The sequence below is a fragment of the Flavobacterium sp. TMP13 genome (assembly GCF_050847115.1).
In the GTDB taxonomy this organism is placed as follows: Bacteria; Bacteroidota; Bacteroidia; order Flavobacteriales; family Flavobacteriaceae; genus Flavobacterium.
Genome location: NZ_CP193656.1, coordinates 2,169,406 through 2,192,590 on the forward strand (window position 1 = coordinate 2,169,406; position 23,185 = coordinate 2,192,590).

Below are 23,185 nucleotides of genomic sequence, written 5' to 3' on the forward strand. Positions count from 1 at the left end.
AGTTTTTATTTATATTTTGCGCATAGTGCTAGATGATGGTAAATAAATGCCATTAAAAGTTTTTATGTATTTGGTTGTAGAAGAAGTTTTATGAAATTCGTTTCATAAGACTTCTTCTCGTTTTCGGGAAATTCTAACCGCACTTTTTAAAACACTTGTATTATTACCTTGCAAGTGTTTTTTTTATGGTACAACCTGCTGTTTTCAAAGAGTAAAATGATCAAAAAGCACTTTTAGTTGGTTGAAATAAAAGTAAACTATTGTAAACTTTATGCTTTTTTTAGTGATCCGACTTTTACAATTTTTTATCACTTAGGAAGGCAATCTATATTAATTTGTAGACCCATAATTATAATTTGGGTAATTAGAGAGTCAAAAAATACGTTCATAACCAAAAAAAAACAGCAATAATTTGCTGTTTTTTTTTTATTCTATACCGACTTATTTAATTCGACTACTTAGTTCTGCTTGTAAAATATAGATGCAAATAACGCTGAGTTATAAAGTTTAGATCGATTTGTTTAAAATTGTTTCCTTTACTTCTTCAAGGTACGATCTTCCAATAGTGTAGCGCATTCCGTCTATCTCCAGACTATTTCCTTCTACTGTATCTATTTTATCAATCGCTATGGTGTACGAGCGATGTATTCTAATAAATTCTCCTGGAGGTAATAAGTCCGTAAAATCAGACAACGTACTGTGAATGATAAATTTGCCGTTGGTTGTATTTATTTTTAAATAATCCTTTAAACATTCAATAACCAATAGCTCATCTAAAAATACTTTTTTCATTTTTTTCTTATCTATTTTAATAAATAAGTACGGTCGTATTTTATTAATATCTACCGTCGTTTTGTTTGAATCTGTAGGTACTTTATTAATTTCTAATCGGCTGTAAACCTTGTTTAAAGCTTTCATAAACCTTGGAAACTCGATTGGCTTTACCAAGTAATCAAGCACATCAAGATCAAAACTTTCCGAAGCATATTCGGTGTAGGCACTTGTAATGATAATTAACGGTGGTTCTTTTAAACTTTTTACAAAGTTAAGGCCGTCCAAAACAGGCATATTAATATCCAAAAAAATCACATCGACCGTATTGTCTTTTAAAAAATTGAGTGCATCAATGGCATTGTTAAAAGTGGCTGTTATCTCAGAGTTTTCAATTTGCTGTAAATAATTTTTTATTACATTAACAGCTAATGGTTCGTCATCAATAATTAAAAATTTAATTTTCATACGTGTTAATTTAAAAAGGAATGCTTAATTCGATTAAGATAATCGCGTGTTCTAACATACTTTTATTTTTAGAACAACTGTAAATTTATTATTCTCAGTATTTATTTTAAGATCATAGTCCTCTTTATTATAGCCTAACATTAATCTTTTTTTCACATTCTCTAAACCAATGCCGCTCGATTCACCTAAGCAGCTCTTGATTTCTGTCACAGCAGGTAACGGATTTGTAATCGTAAAGTAAAGAAAATTTTCAAGTATAGTAAAGTCAATATCAATATTAACAATTCCTATATTTTTGTTGGCACCATGCTTAAAGGCATTTTCAACAAAAGTCAGCAACAGTATTGGAGCAATTTCCTTGTCCAAAATATCTCCGGAAATACTCATGTTAATTTGCAGTAAATCATCGTGACGAATTCTTTCTAAATCCAAATAATTTTGAATGCAAAGTATTTCGTTTTCCAGCGATTGTCGCTCCAGTTTTGTTTCGTACAACAAGTAACGCATTAATTCGGAAAGTCTCAAAATTATTTTTGGAGTTTTGCTCGATTTTTCTAAAGCCAAGGAGTGGATGTTATTGAGTGTATTGAAAAAAAAGTGTGGGGATATTTGCGACTTTAAAAATAATAGCTCGGTTTCCAACTGCGCTTTTTCGAGATCGGCAACTCTTTTTTGTTCCTTCAAAAAGTCTAACGTAACCTTGATGGCGGTGATAAAAGTAATTACATACAACTCACCAATCATCATGTCAACTGTATAATTTAATGATAAGCTAGTGATCGTTTGTGGACCTTCGGGCCAGACATTATTGCTGATTAAAAAGTAGGTAAGATTAAACTTGGCGAGCACCATTAAAAAGATCGCCGATAACATTAAAATCACATACGAAATGTATCTCTTTTTGAATAGAAATTGCGGCATCAAAAAATAGATATTGAAATAACACAACAGTACGTGAATGGGAAATCCCAAGAGGTTTGTTTTGAGCGAATACACGTAATCATCGAAGTAGCTACCCCATCTAAAAGTATTGAAAAGAAAATAGACAGACCAAAATATAATGTGATGCCAAAACGATATTTTGTGCAATCGATTAGAAGTATAGTTCATTAAAAAATATTTTTTTTGATGTTCAGGAGAGTTAACGTGTCGTACGTCTAAATTTCTTTGAATTTTGGTTAAAATTATGAAAATTTAACGATTGAAGTGGTCTTGATTTTGTTTTTAGTCGAAAACGGATCATTTTATAAAAGTAGAGAAAAAGTAGTAATCTCATTATTTTTTCAGATTTTTTTTAAACAACAAGCATTTAATAATTCAGATTAAAATATAATCATGAAAAATAAATTCCTAATTATTCTAGCTTCCATTTTAGTAATCAGCTGTGCTAAGAAAACAGAAGATCAAGCAGATAGCAACCCAAACATAAGTAGTTTCGTTGATCCTTTTATTGGTACAGGCGGACATGGACATACCTATCCTGGCGCGACTGTTCCTTTTGGAATGTTACAAGTGAGTCCTGTAAATGGGGTGAGCGAATGGGACTGGTGTTCGGGATACCATTACTCGGATAGTATGGCGATTGGTTTCAGCCATTTAAGTTTAAGTGGCACTGGAATTGGTGATTTAGCTGATATTATTTTTATGCCAACCAATAAAGCGTTTGATTTATCTGCAAATCCAATGTCGAGAGACAGTATTGCTTATAAATCATCTTACAATCATAAAAATGAAAAAGCAACGCCTGGTTATTACCAAGTTTTTTTAGAAGACAGTGATGTTAATGTAGAATTGACTACTTCAAAAAGAACGGCTTACCATAAATATACCTTTAAAAAAGGTGATTCTCAGTCTGTAATTGTCAATTTAGGTGCAGCGATCAATTGGGATAAAGCAGTTGAAACTTCGATAAAAGTAGAAGATGAATATACCATTAGCGGTTTTAGATTTAGCACGGGATGGGCAAAAAATCAAAAAGTGTTCTTTGTAGCTACATTTTCGAAACCTATTCTTAATTATAAATTATACGCAGACGGAAAATTAGCTAATAAAAACATTGTAAAAGGAGCAAAAACAGCATCCCAATTATTTTTTGATGCTGCCAAAGGCGATGAGGTACTTGCAAAAGTGGCTCTTTCTTCGGTAAGTGTAGCCAATGCCAAAGACAATTTTGATGCAACAGAAGAGACCTTTGAAACTACAAAAAAAGCAGCTGAAGGTTTATGGAATGCGGCCTTGTCACACATTGTAGTAGAGACACCAGTAGATTCTCTAAAAACAATTTTTTATACGGCGATGTACCATGCGCAATTAGCGCCTGTGACTTTTAGTGATAAAAATGGTCAATTTCGTTTAGAGAACGACAGTATTGTAACTGCCACAAATTATACAGCATATTCTACATTATCACTTTGGGATACTTTTCGCGCAGAGCACCCTTTATTGACTATAATTGCTCCGGATCGAGTTTCTGATATGGTAAACTCTATGTTGGCCTATTACGATACCAAAAAAATATTACCCGTTTGGACTTTATACGCCAATGAAACCAACACCATGACAGGATACCATTCTATACCGGTTATTTTGGACGCGTACAGAAAAGGAATTCGTGGTTTTGATGCAGAGAAAGCTTTTGAAGCAATGAAAAACACCATGATGCAAGACGATCGCGGACTAATACACTACAAATTATATGGTTTTATACCGTACAGTTTATTAGATGAGTCGGTGACTATTACGTTAGAATATGCGTATGATGATTGGTGTGTAGCGCAAATGGCGAAGGAATTGGGTAAAGAAGCAGATTATCAGTATTTCTTAAACCGCTCCAAAGCATACCAACAGATTTTTGACAAAGAAAGTGGTTTCATGAGAGGCAAGTCAGTGGATGGAAAATCATGGAATGCTCCTTTTGATCCCAAACATTCGAACCACAGAGAACAAACTGATTATACGGAAGGTAATGCGTGGCAGCATAGCTGGTTTGTACCGCATGCAGTAGATGATTTAATTAAAATTCATGGTGGCAACGAAATCTTTGCAAGCCGTTTAGAAAAATTATTTACCGAAAGTTCTGAAATCACGGGCAATAATGTTTCTGCCGATATTACAGGTCTTATAGGTCAATATGCACACGGAAACGAACCGAGTCACCATATCGCGTACATGTTCAATCATGCCGACCAACCTTGGCGCACGCAATATTGGGCACGCCAAATTATGGATACGCAGTACAATACAACCCCAAACGGTCTGAGCGGAAATGAAGACTGCGGACAAATGAGTGCTTGGTATGTGTTGAGTTCAATAGGTTTGTATCCTATGAATCCTGCTTCGGGCGAATACGAAATAGGAAGTCCAATTTTTGAAAAAGCAACTATTAATCTGCCTGAAAATAAAACGTTTGTTATTGAAGCTAAACATGTTTCGAATAATAATTTTTACATACAATCGGCTACGCTAAACGGAAAAACTTTTACCGCAACAAGCTTGTCGCATAAAGACATTTTAAAAGGTGGAACCTTGCATTTTGTAATGGGAAATAAGCCAAATAAAAATTGGGGAATTAAGAAAAACACGCAACAATAATTTAAAACTACACCTACATGGATATAATTGATGTTGTAATAATAGCGATATACATCGCCTTAACCCTAGGAGTTGGTATTTGGATTTCCAAAAGAGCCTCACAAGGATTAGATTCTTATTTCCTTGGCGGAAAAAGTATCAAATGGTACTATTTAGGATTAAGCAATGGTTCGGGAATGTTTGACGTTTCTGGGACAGCGTGGATGGTCGGAATTCTCTTTTTATATGGCGTAAAGAGTTTTATGTTCATGTGGATGTGGCCGATATGGAATCAGATTTTTATCATGATTTTCTTGGCTGCTTGGATTAGACGTTCTAATATAATGACGGGTTCAGAATGGATTTTAACTCGTTTTGGAGATGATAAATCGGGTAGAGCATCGCATTTAGTTGTGGCTATTTTTGCTATTGTAGCATCCATCGGATTTATTGCTTACTTTTTTGAAGGTGTCGGTAAATTCTTAACCATCATTTTGCCTTGGGATTTAACATTAATGCTCAATGATGCTGTGTTTCTAACTTCCGATCAAAATTATGCACTTATAATCATATTCTTAACGACTATTTACACCATCAAAGGTGGAATGTTTTCGGTGGTCGCGACTGAAGTTTTGCAATACGGAATCATGGTTATCGCAGGTGTTTTAATCGCAGGCTATGCATTCTTTACCGTAAGTGATGTTCAAATACACGAGGTGATTTCTACAGAATGGTCTAACGTTGCTTTTTCAAATCAATTAGAAGGTTCGTGGTCGGGCAAGTTCGAAGCTTTTAACAATCTTATCGACACACAAGGTTATAAAATGTTTGGTGCTTTCATCGGAATGTCCCTTTTCAAAGGGTTTTTCGCCAGTATCGCTGGACCAACACCAAGTTACGACATGCAACGAATTTTATCGACACGATCGGTAAAAGAAGCTGCTTATATGAGTGGTTTTACCAATTTGGTCCTTTTCATTCCGCGTTATTTATTAATTGGTGGTATAGTGGTTTTGGCGTTAGTGCATCTGGCACCCGAAATGGCAGCATCTAGCACGTTGAGTTTGGCCGATTTAGAAATTATTTTGCCTAAAGTAATTAATGAATATGTGCCTGTTGGTCTTAAAGGATTATTGTTAGCAGGACTTTTGGCGGCATTTATGTCAACGTTTTCTGCTTTTGTAAATTCAGGACCGGCGTATATTGTAAACGATATATATAAAAAATATTTTAAACCAGAAGCGACAGACACGCATTATATAAAAGCAAGTCATATTGCCTCATTTGCTATTGTTATTTTGGGTGTTATTATGGGCTTTTTTGCAGGTTCAATCAACTCCATAACGCTCTGGATTACCAGTGCGCTTTACGGTGGTTATGTGGCAGCAAATTTTTTAAAATGGATTTGGTGGCGCTTTAACGGCTGGGGTTATTTTTGGGGAATGACTTCGGGACTATTTGTCGCAACGCTTCAATTTTTATTAGACAATAATAAAGATAGTTTCGCAGTAGGCAGTTGGTTGTACGAAGTGTCACAAATTCCAGCAATTTATATGTTTCCATTTATATTTATAGTGTCGTTATTGGGTTCTTTTTTAGGAACATTATTAACTCCGCCTACTTCTATGGAAACGTTAAAGGCATTTTATGAAAATGTGCGTCCGTGGGGTTTTTGGGGACCCGTTTACAAAGCGTTGCACAAAGACGATCAAACTGTGGTTAAAAACAATGATTTTGTAAGTGATATGGCAAATTGTGTGATTGGAGTCATTTGGCAATCCAGCATGATTTTATTACCCATTTATTTCTTGATCAGAGATTATCCAAAAACTTGGATAGCATTGGCTGTTTTTTTGGTAACAACAGTAATTTTAAAATTCACTTGGTTAGATAAAGTAAAAAAATATAAAGATTAAAGACATGAATACAATTCCATGGCAAGACAAGCCCGATAATTGTCAAGATGTAATGTGGCGTTATACAGAAAATCCAATTATAAACCGTTACGATATTCCATCATCCAACAGTATTTTTAATAGTGCAGTGGTGCCTTTTGGCGATGGTTTTGCTGGTGTTTTTAGATGTGATAACAAAGCAGTTCAAATGAATATTTTTGCTGGTTTCAGTAAAAACGGAATAGATTGGGACATTAATCACGATCCGATTGTGATGCAAGCAGGAAATACCGAAATGATCGAATCGGATTATAAGTACGATCCTCGCGTAGTTTTTATCGAAGACCGTTACTGGATTACGTGGTGTAATGGGTATCATGGACCAACCATCGGAATTGGATATACATTTGATTTTAAAGAATTTTTTCAGTGTGAAAATGCCTTTCTTCCTTTCAATAGAAATGGAGTGTTATTTCCACAGAAAATTAACGGAAAGTTTGCGATGTTAAGTCGTCCTAGTGACAACGGGCATACGCCTTTCGGAGATATTTACATCAGTTACAGTCCAGATATGAAATATTGGGGTGAACACCGTTGCGTAATGAAAGCGACTCCTTTTGTGGATAGTGCTTGGCAGTGTACCAAAATTGGTGCAGGACCAATTCCTATTTTAACAAAAGAAGGTTGGCTAATGATTTATCATGGTGTAATCAATACGTGCAACGGTTTCCGTTACGCAATGGGAGCAGCACTTCTTGATGAAAATCAACCAGACAAAGTAAAATACCGAACACAACCGTATTTATTGGGCCCAGCGGTTTCTTATGAAACTACAGGCGATGTACCGAACGTAGTTTTTCCTTGTGCGGCATTGCATGATGAAAAAGAGGATAAATTAGTTGTATATTACGGTGCAGCAGATACTTCGGTGGCTATTGCATTCGGAAAATTAAGCGAGGTAATTCAGTTTACAAAGGATAATAGTCTATAAAAAGTAAGTATGGGTTTGAAGTTTAAATATGCAGTTGTCTTATTTTGGAGCATTTCCATCGGTGTTTTTGCGCAATCTAAAAGTAACGTAGTTCCCAAAAGTTACATCGCGTATCACACCACCGAAAATATAAAGATTGACGGTAGTGATGCAGATGCTTCTTGGAACAAAGTAGAGTGGACGGATCTTTTTATTGATATTGAAGGCGTTAAAAAACCAACCTACAACACACAAGTAAAGATGATGTGGGACGATACTTATTTTTACATTTTAGCCAAGATGGAAGAGCCACATGTTTGGGCAGATATTAAAGACCGTGATGCGATTGTTTTTTACAACAATGATTTCGAAGTTTTCGTAGATCCAACCGGTGATACTCATAATTATTACGAATTAGAAGTAAATGCGATTAATACGGTTTGGGATTTATTTATTACAAATCCGTACCGAGAAAAGAATGTAGCTTTAAACGATTGGACAATTACTGGATTAAAATCAGCTGTAAAAATTGATGGGACGTTAAACGACCCTACAGATACCGATAAAGGTTGGGTGTTAGAAATGGCTATACCTTGGAGCGTTTATAAAACGGCTTTCTTTCATAAAAATGTACCTAAAGATGCATTTTGGCGTGTTAATTTTTCTAGAGTAAATTGGGATCACCAAATTACAGAGGGGAAATACGATCGAAAAAAAGGTTCGAATGGGGAATATCTTCCAGAATACAACTGGGTTTGGTCTCCACAAGGAGTGATTAATATGCATGAACCCGAACATTGGGGCTACGTTTATTTTTCTTCGAAAGAAGTAGGTGCCAAAGACACTTTTGAAATTCCCAATGATGAAAAAATAAAATGGAAATTATTTGAATTGTACCGCGCTCAAAAAAAGTATTTCGATACTAAAAAAGCATGGGCAACTTCCCTTAAAAATATCGCATCAAAACCGATACATATAGAAGGAAAAAGAATTAAACCAGTATTAGAGAACCACAGTTTTGGTTGGACTATTTCAGTTAAAAGTCCGTTCTCTAATAAAGTATTTATTATTAACGAAGTGGGAACATTCTCCACGAAATAAACCTTAACCTAATGAAATTAAATCGTTTATTACTTGTTGCTGTAGTCGCTGTTTTAACAGCCTGCAACCAAAAAGAGGAAAAAAAAGGAGATAATTCTGAAACGGCCACCAGTGGTGCTGACTTTACATTTGCAACATGGATCACTTCTAGTAAAGAAAAATCTAATGAAGAGTACACTGCAGAATTTAAAAAATACAAAGAAGGTGGTATAGATGAACTTTTAATAAATACGCTAACTGATCCCAAAGAGCTGGAGCGTTTGGTTCCTATTGCTAAAAAAGAAGGGTTAAAAGTACATGCTTGGATTATGGCAGTAAACCGTCCTGGAGATGAAGTTGCCTTGAAGCATCCAGAATGGTATATGGTCAGTAAAGATGGAAAGTCATGTTTTGATAACCGTCCGTATGTAGATTATTACCAATGGTTGTGTCCAACAAGAACAGAGTCTAGAAATCATATTTTATCGTTGGTAGAAGGACTGGCAAAAGTAGACGGAATCGAAAGTGTACATTTAGACTACATCCGTTTCCCAGACATTTTCTTGCCAATTGGTTTGCTTCCAAAATACAACTTAAAACAAGATACAGAAATGGCAGAATATGATTTTTGCTATTGTGATGCTTGCGTAAGCGCTTTTGAAAAAGAGCACCATAAAAACCCAAGAGATAGTAAAAACACGTCGATCGACATGGAATGGAAGCAATTTCGTTTAAACGCAATTAGAAATTTAGTTAGTGATGCATACAAAATTGTACATGATAACAACAAAAAATTAACTGCAGCAGTTTTTCCTTATCCAGAAATGGCAGACCACATGGTACGTCAACGTTGGGATAAATGGGACATTGATGAAGTGTACCCAATGATTTACCACGGTTTTTATAATGAAGAAATTGATTGGATCGGCTTTGCAACGAAACAAGGTGTGAACGACGTTAAAGCAGAGAAAATTGGATTGAATACTGGAATTTATATTCCACCATTTACATCTGCAGAAGAATTGCAATTGGCAATTCGCTTGGCTAAAGAAAATGGAGCCAAAGGAGTAGCATTTTTTGATGGTCCGACGTTGACAGATGAATATTTGAAAGCGATTAAGGAAACAAAAGAAAGCTTCAAACAATAATTCATTTCAATTGACAAACAAAGCAGTATAACAAGACTGTCAATTGACCAAGAGTTCCAGTCTTGTAGTGTCATTTTATTTAAATATGCCTTGCATGATGTAAGAATTATTAAAAAATTTAGAATAAAAAGTAATGAAAAAATTTGGTATTATATCTTTATTTTGCGCAGTTTTCTTGCTTAGTTGTCAAGGAAGCAAAGACGTAGTAAACCAAATTAAATTAATAAGTTTTGTCAATCCGTTTATAGGAACTGATGGTCCAGGAAATACGTATCCTGGAGCAACAGTTCCTTTCGGAATGGTGCAATTGAGCCCAGATATTGGTATTCCGGGTTGGGATAGAATTGCGGGTTATTTTTACCAAGATTCTATTATTTCTGGATTTTCGCACATGCATTTGTCAGGAACAGGTGCCGGCGATTTGTACGATATTTTAATAATGCCAACCAACAGTCGTTTTTCCAAGCGAATAGAAGCCAATAACTTCAAACCATTTTCGAGATTTTCACACGAGAAAGAAACGGCATCTCCAGGCTATTATGCAGTTGATTTACTGGACTATGGAATTAAAGCAGAACTTACGGCGACCGAAAGGACAGGAGTTCACCGCTATACTTTTCCTAAAGATGACAAAACGCAAATTCATATTGATTTGGGCTATGCCTTGAATTGGGACAGTCCGACCGAAACGTATTTAAAAGTAGTAAACAATACTACAATAGAAGGCTATCGAAAATCGACAGGATGGGCAAAAGACCAACGGGTTTATTTTATAATCAAAGTTTCAAAACCATTTAAGGACTATCAGATTTTCAAAAATGATACCGAGACCACTTCACCAGTTACGGATAAAAACACGAAAATCATTTTAAACTACGCCACTTCAGAAAACGAACAACTGGTTTTAAAAACAGGAATTTCAACAGCTAGTATCGAAGGGGCTTATAAATCGCTAAACAGAGAAGCTCCCAATTTTGATTTTGACGTTGTGAAGAACGAAGCCGAAAACAAATGGGAAAAGCAACTGAGTAAAATAGACATTACCATTGCAGATGAGACTAAGAAGAAGATTTTTTATACAATGTTGTATCAGTCAATGTTGGCGCCCACTTTATTAAGCGACCACGACGGAAATTATAAAGGAGCAAACGACCAAACGATGAATGCCAAAGGATTTGATCGATACGATACCTTTTCTTTATGGGATACCTATCGCGCAGCGCATCCTTTGTATACCATTCTTCATCCCGATCGTGTTTCGGATATGGTTAATTCGCTTTTGGCGCATTATAAAGAAACGGGATTATTACCGGTTTGGTCGATGCAAGGAAACGAAACTAATATGATGATTGGGTACCACGCCGTTCCCGTAATTGTAGATGCTTATTTTAAAGGAATTAAAAATTTTGATACCGAATTGGCTTACGAGGCTTGTATAAAAAGTGCCACGGATCATTCCAGACAAATTGATGTATACATGAAATTGGGTTACGTGCCCGTTGATGAAAATGACGAAAATTGGTCCGTTTCTAAGACTTTAGAATATGCTTATGACGATTGGTGCATTGCACAATTTGCACAAGCTTTAGGCAAAACCGAAGAATACCATGCGTTTTTAAAACGCTCCGAAAATTGGCGCAATGTTTATGATTCTAAGAGTACATTTATGCGTCCGAAATTAACGGATGGAACTTTCGTAAAAGATTTTGTGCCGAAAGAGTATTCTGCTTATTTCTGCGAAAGTAACGCTTGGCAATATTTTTGGTCCGTGCAACACGATGTAGAAGGACTTACTGAAATTGTAGGTGGAGCTGAAAAATTAGACAAAAAACTGGATTTGATGTTTAGTTTAAATCCGCTTCCAGAAGATAAACTACCGATTTTTAGTACCGGAATGATTGGTCAGTACGCGCACGGAAACGAGCCAAGCCATCACGTAGCGTATTTGTACGATTACATTGGAAAACCTTGGAAAACGCAAAAATTAGTTCGTGAGATTTTAGACACACAATATAAAAACGAACCAAATGGACATTGCGGCAACGAAGATTGCGGACAAATGTCATCATGGTATGTCTTTAATGCTTTGGGTTTTTATCCCGTAAATCCAGCGCAAGGTATTTATGCTTTTGGTTCACCACTAGTTGATGCTGCCGTGGTTCACCTGGAAAACGGAAAAAAGTTTAATGTAAAAGCATTGCATAATAATGCAGAGAATATTTATATACAGTCGGTTACCTTAAACGGAACAATCATCAATCGAAATTACATTACACATAAAGAGATTATGGAGGGCGGAACTTTGGTTTTTAGCATGGGAAGATCTCCAAATAAGGAAAGCAACAATACGATGGCAACATCTTCAAAAATATATAACTAAAAAGAGCTTGTATGTCTGATAGAAGAAATTTTATAAAAAAAGCAGCTTTAGGTACTATCGGCATTGGCTCGGTTTTAAGTTGTGGCGTTTTAAACGATAAAACGGTCGCAATACCTGTAGGTTCAAGAAGTACTAAAGGAAATAAACCGTTAGTTATTTCGACATGGAATCACGGTTTGCCTGCAAACGAAGAAACTTGGAAGCAATTGAAGAAAGGAAACTCCGCTTTAGATGCAATTGAAGAAGGATTAAAAATTCCAGAAGCAGATCCTAAAGTTCGAAGTGTGGGTTACGGTGGCTTTCCGGATAGAGAAGGCAAAGTAACTTTAGACGCTTGCATTATGGATCACAACAGTAATTGTGGCGCGGTTTCTTTTTTACAAGGAATTATGCATCCAATTTCGGTGGCCAAAAAAGTAATGCAAAACACGCCACACGTAATGTTAACTGGTCAAGGGGCACTTCAATTTGCCTTAGCAGAAGGTTTTAAAGAAGAAAACTTGCTAACTGCTGAAGCCGAAGCCGATTGGAAAAAATGGCTGGAAGAATCCAAATACAAGCCAGTCATTAATATGGAAAATCACGATACGATTTCGATGTTGGTTATTGACAAGGATGGAAACATTTCTGGCGGTTGTACCACCAGTGGCGCGGCTTGGAAAATGCATGGTCGTGTGGGCGATTCGCCTATTATTGGTGCGGGTTTATTTTTAGATAATGAAGTAGGAGCAGCTGCCGCAACCGGTTTGGGTGAAGCAGTGATTCGTACTGCGGGAAGTGCGATGGTTGTTGAATTGATGCGTCAAGGGAAATCACCTTATGACGCCTGTAAGGAAATTGTAGAACGCATTTACAATAAACATAAAAACCACAAAGACATGGAATATCTGCAAGTCGGATTTATAGCCATCAACAAAAATGGGGAACATGCGGGTTACAGTTTACGCTCGGGATTTAATTATGCCGTATGCGATGATGATAAAGGGAATAGAATGGAAGATGCAACTTTCAAGATGTCTTGGGACGAGTAAAAAAAACAATTGATAATATAAAATTTATGAAAATGAATGTATTAAAAAAGGTTCTGCTTTTGGTTTTAATAGCCGTAACGGTTTCGTGCCAAAAAACGAAAGTGACTAAGGTCTTTACAGAAAAAGATATTTCAATTATTCCGAAACCAGCAGCATTACAATTGCAAGAGGGTTCGTTCGAATTTACTGAAAATACACAATTTGTAGCCACCGATGCTGCTCAAAAAGAAATTGCGTCTATTTTAATTGACAAATTCAATGAAACTTCGGGATGGAGTTTAGAGTTGGTAGAGCAAGCACCAGCAAAAGACTTTGTTCAATTTGTGGTCGATGAAAAATTAGCTGATGAAGCGTATACGTTAGTAGTAACTTCAGATAAAGTACTAATTACTGCTAAAGGAAACGCTGGATTTTTGTATGGTATAGAAACTCTTCGTCAATTGCTTCCTGCAAGTATTGAGAGTGCAAAGCGTATTTCTAGTGGCGAATGGGTTATTCCAAACGTAACGATTACTGACCAACCGCGTTACAAATACAGAGGTTTAATGTTAGACGTAGCCCGTCATTTCTTTAAAATGGATTATCTTAAAAAAACCGTAGATCGTTTGGCAATGCTAAAAATGAACGTTTTACACTTGCACTTAGTAGATGATCAAGGTTGGAGAATCGAAATTAAAAAATACCCGAAATTAACCGAAGTTGGTGGTTGGAGAGTCGATCAAGAAGACAAACATTGGGATGGAAGATACACACCAACTGCAGATGAAAAAGGAACCTATGGTGGTTTTTATACGCAAGAAGAATTAAAAGAATTAGTGGCCTATGCAACGACTAAAAATGTGGAGATTATCCCAGAAATAGAAATGCCTGCGCACGTATCGTCTGCTATTGCAGCGTATCCAGAATTATCTTGTTTTGGTACACCAATTGGAGTTCCTTCTGGTGGAGTTTGGCCAATTACAGATATTTACTGTGCTGGAAAAGAAAATACATTTGAGTTTTTAGAGGATGTGCTTACTGAAGTGATGGCTATTTTTCCCTCAAAATACATTCATGTTGGTGGCGATGAAGCTACCAAGACGAATTGGGAAAAATGTCCTCATTGCAAAAAAAGAATGCAATCAGAAGGACTAAAAAGCGTAGATCAACTGCAAAGTTATTTCATCAAAAGAATGGAAGTTTTTATCAATTCTAAAGGTAAAAGACTAATTGGTTGGGATGAAATTTTAGAAGGCGGAATCGCTCCCGAAGCTACAGTAATGAGCTGGAGAGGTGTTGCTGGCGGAGTTGAAGCAGCAAAACAAGGACATGATGTAATTATGACTCCAGGATCTCACTGCTATTTTGACCATTATCAAGGACCACAAAACGAAGAGCCATTGGCTTGGGGAGGTTACACACCATTGAGCATGGTTTACACTTTTGATCCTACTGTTGATACCATGACGCCAGCAGAAGCAAAACACGTTTTAGGTGGTCAAGCCAATGTATGGTCTGAGCAAATTAAGACCGAAGCACATTCAGAATACATGATTTTCCCAAGGTTAGCGGCACTGTCAGAGACCTTATGGTCGCCTAAAGAGTCTCGCAATTGGGAAAATTTCTCTAATCGTATTGTGACACTATTCAGTCGTTTTGATTATATGGGAATCAATTATGCAAAAAGTGCTTATTTGGTAACGCACGATGTTCAAATTGATATGAAAACGCAAGAGGTTTCTTTATCGCTGAAAAATGAATTTCCAAATGCTGACATTCGTTATACTTTAGGCGATAAAAAATTAACAGAGCAAGCTACAAAATATACCCAGCCGTTAAAGATTGATAAAACAACTACGGTTCATGCGTCTTTATTTAAAAACGATCAACCAGTTGGAGTTCCATTCAACACGACGATCGAGTTTCATAAAGCGGTTGGTAAAAAAGTAACTTTCAAAGAAACATATGACGATCAATACAAAGGCGAAGGTGAATTTGGATTGACCAATACGTTGCGTGGAACCAAAAATTTTACAGACGGTCACTGGCAAGCATGGTTGGGTAAAGACATGGAAGCGGTAATCGATTTAGGTGCAGCAACAGCAATTCAAGAGGTGACTTTGGGTACTTTAGAAAATCAAGGACCTGGTATTTATTTCCCAACATCAGTTACAGTATTTGTTTCTACAGATGGTAAAACGTATAAAGAAATAGGAGTAGAAAAAAGAGATTTTGCTAAAAACCCATCATTTGATTTGAAAGATTTTAAAATCTCTTTTGAAAAACAGTCAGTACGCTATGTGAAGGTGGTTGCAACAAGTTTAAAAACGCTTCCTAATGGTGGAAAAGCTTGGTTATTTGTGGATGAAATTTTAATTAATTAAGGATGAAGTATTTAAAAATTATAACAGTTTTCGTTTTCTTGGTCACTTTTCAATTGCAAGCGCAAGAAAAGTTGACCAAAGAACAACGGTTGGAGTGGTTTCAAGATGCGAAATTGGGTGTTTTTATTCACTGGGGTTATTATGGCGTAAACGGAATTGGCGAATCGTGGTCGATGTACCACAAACGCATTACGTACAACGACTATATGGCACAAGGTAAAAAGTTCACCGCCGAAAATTATGATCCAGAAGCTTGGGCAAAATTGTTCAAGAAGATTGGAGCACGATATGCAGTATTAACCACAAAGCATCACGATGGGGTGGCTTTGTGGGATACTAAATTTAGCAAGTTGAATGTTAAAGAAAAAACGCCTGCTAAGCGTGATTTAGTAGCACCCTTTGTAGCTGCTTTGCGTAAAGAAAACTTAAAAGTGGGGTTGTACTATTCTATAATCGATTGGTCACATCCTGATTACGATGTGGTTTTTCCTCGTCCTGATACCAGAAAAGACTACCCTCAAAAAAATCAAAATCAATTGTCTCCGTGGCAACGTTTTCTTAAATTCAATGACAATCAGTTAAAAGAGTTGAGCACTAAATTTAGTCCAGATTTATATTGGTTTGATGGCGATTGGGAAAAAACGAGCGAACAGTGGCAAGCAGAATCGTTAAAAGATTCGTTGTTGAAATGGGATCCAAAAGTGATCGTAAATTCTCGATTGAAAACCTACGGCGATTACAGTACGCCAGAACAAGGTGTGCCAATCGTTAGACCCGAAGGAGCTTGGGAATTTTGTATGACCATGAATGACAATTGGGGTTATTTTCCATCAGACACCAATTACAAACCAATCTCTCAAATTGTGAGAACATTTGTTGAAGTGATTGCTACGGGAGGAAATTTATTATTAAATATCGGTCCGAAACCTGACGGAACTATCGCTCCGGAGCAAGTAGAGCGCCTAGAAGGTTTAGGTGAATGGGTAAACAAACATGAATCGGCCATTTTTAGTTCGAAAGCTGGATTGCCTTACGGTCATTTTTACGGACCAACTTTATTGAGTAAAGACGAAACCAAAATTTATTTGGCTTTATTTGATGCACCTAAAAACTATGTTTCTTTAAAAGGAATTCAGAATAAAGTAAAATCGATTAAAGTCGTAGGAACCAATCAAGAATTGAATTTCGAAAGAAATGGTGGGGCAGTTTGGAATAATATTCCAGGTATCTTAAGAATAGAAGTGCCACAGGAAAAAAACTTAGATCCGTATGTTACCTTGTTAGAAGTGACGTTAGATAGTCCGTTGGTTTTGTACCGAGGACATGGTAATGCTGTTGAATTAAACCAATAAAAACACAATGCAAAATCAAATTTTTAAATATTTATGGGTGCTGTTTATTGCTTTTTTAGGAAGTAATCTAAGTACAACAGCTCAAAATATTCAAAGAAATACCGATACTGCTTTAGTTGATTATGTAAATCCATTAATGGGAACGGATTCTTCGTTCGATTTATCCAATGGGAATACGTATCCAGCTATTGCAACACCTTGGGCTATGAATTTTTGGACACCAATGACCTCAAAAATGGGAGATGGTTGGACGTATAAATACGATGAAAATAAGATTAGAGGCATCAAACAAACGCATCAGCCGAGTCCATGGGTCAACGATTACGCTGCTTTTTCATTAATGGCAGTTACTGGCGATTTAAAGTTTCAAGAAGACGAAAGAGAATCTTGGTTTTCGCACAAAGCAGAAACCGTAAAACCGTATCATTATTCCGTTTATTTGGCCGATTATGATGTGGTTGCTGAGGTTGCTCCCACAGAAAGAGCGGCTCATTTTCAATTTACTTTTCCAAAATCGGAGCAATCGTACATCATATTAGATGCTTTTTACAAAGGATCGATGGTAAAAATTCTTCCGAAAGAACGTAAAATTATTGGCTATTGCCGAAATAACAGTGGCGGTGTTCCAGACAATTTTTACAATTATTTTGTGGCAGAATTTGATAAAGATTTTGAAATCAATCACACTTGGAAAGACGGATGGCAATTAGTCGAAAATTCGACCAATAGTGAAGGTGAACATGTGGGCGCTATCATCGGATTTAAAACAAAAAAAGGAGAAGTGGTTCATGTAAAAGTTGCTTCTTCATTCATAAGTGCCGAACAAGCACAATTGAATCTTTCGAGAGAAATTGGATCGGATAATTTCGAACAAACCAAACAAAAAGCAAAACAAGCTTGGGAAACCGAATTAAGCAGAATTCAGATCGAAGATGATAATATTGATCATCTGAGAACGTTCTATTCTAGTTTGTACCGCGTTTTATTATTCCCAAGAAAATTTTACGAATTTGATGCCAACAATAAAGTAGTGCACTACAGTCCGTACAACGGGAAAGTTTTACCGGGTTATATGTTTACCGACAATGGTTTTTGGGATACATTTAGAGCGGTTTTTCCATTCTTTAATATGATGTATCCAGAGCTCAATGGTAAAATCATGCAAGGTTTGGCAAACACGTACAAAGAGTCAGGTTGGTTGCCAGAATGGGCGAGTCCAGGCCATCGTGATGTAATGATTGGATCAAATTCGGCTCCTATTATTGCAGATGCTTTCTTAAAAGGAGCCAAAGATATGGATGCCGAATTGTTGCTGGAAGCCATGCTGAAAAATGCTACTGTTGCCGATGGAAGACCTGTTAATTCAGTAGGGCGAGAAGGTTTAGCGTATTACAATAAATTAGGTTATGTACCCTATGATGTAAAAATAAATGAGAATGCTGCTCGAACTTTAGAATATGCTTACGCTGATTTTACCATTGCACAAATGGCCGAAAAATTAGGAAAAAAAGCGCTTGCAAAAAAGTATTACAAGCAATCGATGAATTATAAAAATGTGTTTGATCCGTCGACCAATTGGATGCGCGGAAAAAACAAAGACGGAAGTTTTCAAAGTCCGTTTAATCCTTTAAAATGGGGAGATGCTTTTACCGAAGGAAACAGTTTGCATTATACCTGGTCTGTTTTTCATGACATTCAAGGTTTAATTGATTTAATGGGAGGTAAAGAACAGTTCGCTTCCAAATTAGATGAAGTTTTTGAAATGCCACCACAATTTGATGCGTCGTATTATGGATTTACCATTCACGAAATCAGAGAAATGCAAATTGTAAATATGGGCAATTATGCGCACGGAAATCAACCAATTCAGCACATGATTTACTTGTACAACTATGCCAATAAACCATATAAAGCGCAAGAAAAAATAAGAGACGTACTGACCAAATTATATTCGGCTACTCCAGATGGATATTGTGGAGACGAAGACAACGGACAAACATCTGCTTGGTATGTTTTTAGTGCCTTAGGATTTTATCCAGTTACGCCGGGCGTTAACGAATACGTGATCGGAAGTCCTTTATTTCAAAAAGCAACCCTTCATTTAGAAAACGGAAATACGTTCGAAATTAATTCAAAAGACAATTCAAAATCAAACTTTTACATCCAAAGTGCCGAACTGAATGGAAATGCGTATAACAAGACGTTTTTAAAATTTGAGGACATACAAAAAGGAGGCGCTTTGCAGTTTAAGATGGGCGATACTCCAAATAAAAATTGGGGAACTTCTGCCGAAAGTGTGCCGTATTCTTTAAGCACTTCAAAAAAATAAAGCCATGAAACAGTTGAAATTAATCGTTCTTTTCGCAATTTTTTGCAATCAATTTGTAGCTTTTGCACAAGAACCAGCCGACTATGTGAATCCATTTATTGGGACATCCAATTACGGAGCCACCTTTCCGGGACCAATTGCACCAAGAGGAATGGCCAGTATTAGTCCGTTTAATGTAGCGGGAGCTCCCAATAAATTAGAAAAAGACAGCCAATGGTTGTCCAATCCGTACGTGCATGAAAATACGTTTTTAACGGGATTCAGTCAAGTCAATTTAAGTGGTGTGGGCTGTCCAGAATTGGGCGTTATATTGCTTATGCCAACCACAGGAAAGATAGAAACCAATCATTTAAAATACGGTTCTACTTATACTAACGAAGTAGCAAAAGCAGCATATTACAGTACTCAAATTGACAAATACAATGTTAAGGGAGAATTTACAGCTTCGAAAAGAGTAGGAGTCAGTAAATTTACTTTTCCGAAGGGACAAGCCAATGTGTTATTGAATTTAGGCGTGGGTTTAACGAACGAGCAAGGCGCCATGATTCAAGTCGTTTCTTCAACAGAAATTCAAGGAATGCGCTCGGTAGGAACTTTTTGTTACAACAGTCCCGAAGCAGCTTACCCTGTTTATTTTGTAGCGAAATTTTCGAAACCAGCCGATCATTTTGGGGTTTGGAAAAAACCTGCCAAATATGAAGGTGTGGAAGCTCAGTGGATGGGATACAACGGAAAAACCAGATTGATGGAGCAATCCAAAAAGATGGTCGTGGGTGATAGTATTGGAAGTTATTTCAGTTATAATTTTGAGAAAACAGAAACCGTAGAAGTTAAAATTGGAGTGAGTTATGTCAGTATCGAAAATGCTCGTGAAAATTTAGAAAAAGAAACTGGTAACAAAAGTTTCGAAGCAGTTTATGCAGCAACTTATAAGGAATGGAATGATGAACTTTCTAAAATTAAAGTAGAAGGCGGGACCAAAGAAGATAAAACGGTATTTTATACTGCATTATATCATACGTTGATTCATCCGAATACACTGAATGATGTTAATGGTGAATATCCCGAAATTAAAACAGGTAAAATTGGCAAGACCGATGGTACGCGTTACACTGTTTTTTCGTTGTGGGATACCTACCGAAATGTACATCAATTAATGTCATTAGTGTATCCAAAACAACAATCGGATATGGTAAAAAGCATGTTGGATATGTACGATGAAAACGGTTGGTTGCCTAAATGGGAATTGAACTCGACCGAAACTTTTACGATGGTGGGAGATCCTGCCAGTATTGTCATTACGGATACGTACCTCAAAGGAATTCGTGATTTCGATGTGCAAAAAGCATACAAAGCGATGCTAAAAAGTGCCGATCAGATTGAGAATAATCCGTTGCGACCAGGTTTACAAGAGTATATCGAAAAAGGTTTTGTAACTACCGAAAATGGTGGATCGGTTTCGACAACTGAAGAATACAATGCTGCCGATAATGCGATTGCTTTATTAGCGAATGAATTAGGACATAAAGGCGATTACAAACGTTTTAAGAATCGCTCGTTATCGTATAAAAAACTGTTCGATAAAAACTTTAAATTACTACGACCACGAACAAAAGATGGAAGTTGGTACGAACCATTCGATCCCAATGCCGGTGCTAATTTTACCGAAAACATTGGTTTTATCGAAGGAAACGCGTGGCAATATGCGTTTATGGTTCCGCATGATATAAATGGTTTGAAGAAGTTAATGGGCGGAGATAAAGGTTTCACTGATCAATTGCAAAAGATTTTTGATACCAAGCAATTTGATATGGCCAACGAGCCAGACATTGCGTATCCGTATTTATTCAATTATGTAAAAGGAGAAGAGTGGCGCAGTCAAAAATTGGTGGAAGAATTGGTTCGCACTCATTTTAAAAATACGCCCGATGGAATTCCTGGAAATGACGATACCGGAACCATGTCTGCTTGGGTCGTTTATTCGATGATGGGTTTTTATCCAATCGCGCCTGGAGAACCAAAATACACGATTACAAAACCGTTGTTTGATAAAATTACGATTCAACTAGATTCGGGATATTACCAAAAAAGTGAATTGGTGATCGAAAAAGTGACGAATTCAAACGGTCGAATCAATACAATTAAAGTAGATGGAAAAACAAACAAAGGTTATTTTATAGACCACAACGATTTAGTAAACGCTAAGAATTTAAAAATTATTTTACAATAAGCGATCGTACTAAAACCTAGAAAGTTTTAGAAGAGAGAAATCAATTAATACATTCAAAATGAAATCAATTACATTATTATTTACCTTATTTTTTGCTGCTGTACTGTCGGTAAACGCGCAGGAAGCTACGCACCATACTATTTTTAATAAGCAGCCTCTTAATTTTGGTGGTGCCAAAGGAACAGATCCTGAAGCAGTGAGTTTAATGAGTGGCCGTGTCGTTTATAAAAAAGTAACCATGCCAACTTTTAAAAATGGTACCGATGTGAAAATAAAATTAACGGTGCGTTCGAATGGGGATCGTTGGGACAAATCGGGTTCTTGTTTTGTGGTTTCTGATCCAAAAAAATTATCAATTCTTAGCTTGACAGAAAAAAACGAAAAATTTCCAACAGATTCTTATGTGGATGATAAATACGCTGGGTTTGTTGCGGGATCAACCTATAATCCTGTGGTAGAATTAATGCGATTTATGACTCCTTTTGGCGTAGGGCATTACAGTGATAATAAAGTAAAAAACAGAAGACCCGTATACATTCCGAGTTGGGAAAAGCAAGTAGTTTGGGAACATGATATTACAGATTTAGAAAGTTTGGTAACCGGTACATTTTATGTTGGAATTTGGATTGATTCGTGGACTCCTGAAGGTTATGAATTTGATTTAGAACTAACCTATTCGAATAGAAAACAGCATAAAGTGATGGTTTTACCTTTGGTAAATACAATACCGTATGTTGGTGGACAACAAATACCAGACAACTTCGCTCATAAGGAGTTAGAAACGGTTTTCAATTTAAAAAAGAATGTAAAAAACGTAAAACTGCATTATATTACAACAGGTCACGGTGGTCATAGTGGTGGTGATGAATTTATCAAGATTAAAAACAGTGTATATTTTGACAATAAATTAGTTTTAGATACGATTCCGTGGAGAGACGATTGTGCCTCTTTTAGAAGATTCAACCCAAGTTCTGGAGTTTGGATCAAAAAAGACTCTGCTTCTTACATTAATGAAAAAACAAATACGTATGAAGTGAAAGAAATCGAAGAGCGCATTGCTTCTTCTGATTTATCACGATCAAATTGGTGTCCAGGTTCTTCTGTAGAACCTATGGTTGTAAAATTAAGTGATTTGAAGGCTGGTTCACATGCGCTTCGAATTAAAATTCCAGCCACTCCAGTAGAGGGTGAGAAATTAAACCATTGGTTGGTTTCTGCCTATTTAACTTATGAATACTAAAATAAGAAAAGATCACGTTGTTCGGCATTAGCTTCAACTCTTATAATTAAAAGATAGTATGTCTTTTTGAAAGATAAACGAAGCGTATTATTAAAATTGAATTAAGAGTCAGAAAAAATTATTTCTGGCTTTTTTTTTATTCCAAATTTAAAATTTTACTAGTTTAAAACCGTCAAGGAAAAGGAATGCTGTAAGTGGCTAAACGTTGAAGCAGAAATAGATTCATGTAAATGCCTTTTTTTAATAGATTTCGCAAAACAAACTGGTAGGTACTGGTGTATGAATCAAGAAAACTGTTATATATTTGAGAATTGCTAATGCAAGTAAAAAAAAACTATCGCTATTGAATTTTACGATT

Annotated in this window: 14 protein-coding genes; 12 read left to right on the top strand and 2 right to left on the bottom strand. The window is 36.4% G+C overall.

Features of this window, described 5'->3' with window-relative positions; translation table 11 throughout:
- Positions 1-507: 507 nt before the first annotated feature.
- On the bottom strand, positions 508-1,239 hold the full coding sequence (locus ACRASX_RS09565) for a LytR/AlgR family response regulator transcription factor (RefSeq protein WP_432221030.1): 732 nt from the start codon (positions 1,237-1,239) through the stop codon (positions 508-510).
- A 51-nt stretch (positions 1,240-1,290) separates the two neighbouring features.
- The gene (locus ACRASX_RS09570; RefSeq protein WP_432221031.1) at positions 1,291-2,349 is read right to left on the bottom strand and encodes a sensor histidine kinase; all 1,059 of its coding nucleotides are present in this window, start codon (positions 2,347-2,349) and stop codon (positions 1,291-1,293) included.
- Between the two features lie 225 nt (positions 2,350-2,574).
- Here ACRASX_RS09570 and ACRASX_RS09575 point away from each other — a divergent pair, with 225 nt between their 5' ends.
- From ACRASX_RS09575 to ACRASX_RS09630, 12 genes are all read left to right on the top strand, one after another.
- Positions 2,575-4,830, top strand: coding sequence for a GH92 family glycosyl hydrolase (locus ACRASX_RS09575; protein ID WP_432221032.1), 2,256 nt, complete (start codon positions 2,575-2,577; stop codon positions 4,828-4,830).
- A 17-nt stretch (positions 4,831-4,847) separates the two neighbouring features.
- Complete coding sequence (locus tag ACRASX_RS09580; RefSeq protein ID WP_066307060.1) at positions 4,848-6,725, top strand: sodium:solute symporter family protein; 1,878 nt, start codon at positions 4,848-4,850, stop codon at positions 6,723-6,725.
- A 4-nt stretch (positions 6,726-6,729) separates the two neighbouring features.
- Positions 6,730-7,695, top strand: coding sequence for a glycoside hydrolase family 130 protein (locus ACRASX_RS09585; protein ID WP_066307058.1), 966 nt, complete (start codon positions 6,730-6,732; stop codon positions 7,693-7,695).
- Between the two features lie 9 nt (positions 7,696-7,704).
- On the top strand, positions 7,705-8,775 hold the full coding sequence (locus ACRASX_RS09590; protein WP_432221033.1) for a carbohydrate-binding family 9-like protein: 1,071 nt from the start codon (positions 7,705-7,707) through the stop codon (positions 8,773-8,775).
- A gap of 11 nt (positions 8,776-8,786) precedes the next feature.
- Positions 8,787-9,902 (top strand): family 10 glycosylhydrolase, encoded by a 1,116-nt coding sequence (locus ACRASX_RS09595; protein WP_432221034.1) that lies wholly within the window; start codon positions 8,787-8,789, stop codon positions 9,900-9,902.
- Between the two features lie 133 nt (positions 9,903-10,035).
- Entirely contained in the window at positions 10,036-12,282 is a 2,247-nt protein-coding gene (locus tag ACRASX_RS09600) for a GH92 family glycosyl hydrolase (RefSeq protein ID WP_432221035.1), read from the top strand.
- Between the two features lie 11 nt (positions 12,283-12,293).
- On the top strand, positions 12,294-13,313 hold the full coding sequence (locus tag ACRASX_RS09605) for an isoaspartyl peptidase/L-asparaginase family protein (protein ID WP_066307052.1): 1,020 nt from the start codon (positions 12,294-12,296) through the stop codon (positions 13,311-13,313).
- A 32-nt stretch (positions 13,314-13,345) separates the two neighbouring features.
- Complete coding sequence (locus ACRASX_RS09610; RefSeq protein WP_432221036.1) at positions 13,346-15,676, top strand: glycoside hydrolase family 20 protein; 2,331 nt, start codon at positions 13,346-13,348, stop codon at positions 15,674-15,676.
- Positions 15,677-15,678: 2 nt separating this feature from the next.
- The gene (locus ACRASX_RS09615; protein WP_432221037.1) at positions 15,679-17,028 is read left to right on the top strand and encodes an alpha-L-fucosidase; all 1,350 of its coding nucleotides are present in this window, start codon (positions 15,679-15,681) and stop codon (positions 17,026-17,028) included.
- Between the two features lie 7 nt (positions 17,029-17,035).
- Positions 17,036-19,357, top strand: coding sequence for a GH92 family glycosyl hydrolase (locus ACRASX_RS09620; RefSeq protein WP_432221038.1), 2,322 nt, complete (start codon positions 17,036-17,038; stop codon positions 19,355-19,357).
- 4 nt (positions 19,358-19,361) lie between these two features.
- On the top strand, positions 19,362-21,587 hold the full coding sequence (locus tag ACRASX_RS09625; RefSeq protein WP_432221039.1) for a GH92 family glycosyl hydrolase: 2,226 nt from the start codon (positions 19,362-19,364) through the stop codon (positions 21,585-21,587).
- A 58-nt stretch (positions 21,588-21,645) separates the two neighbouring features.
- A complete protein-coding gene (locus ACRASX_RS09630) occupies positions 21,646-22,827 on the top strand; it encodes a PNGase F N-terminal domain-containing protein (protein ID WP_432221040.1) in 1,182 nt (393 codons plus the stop codon).
- Positions 22,828-23,185: the final 358 nt, after the last annotated feature.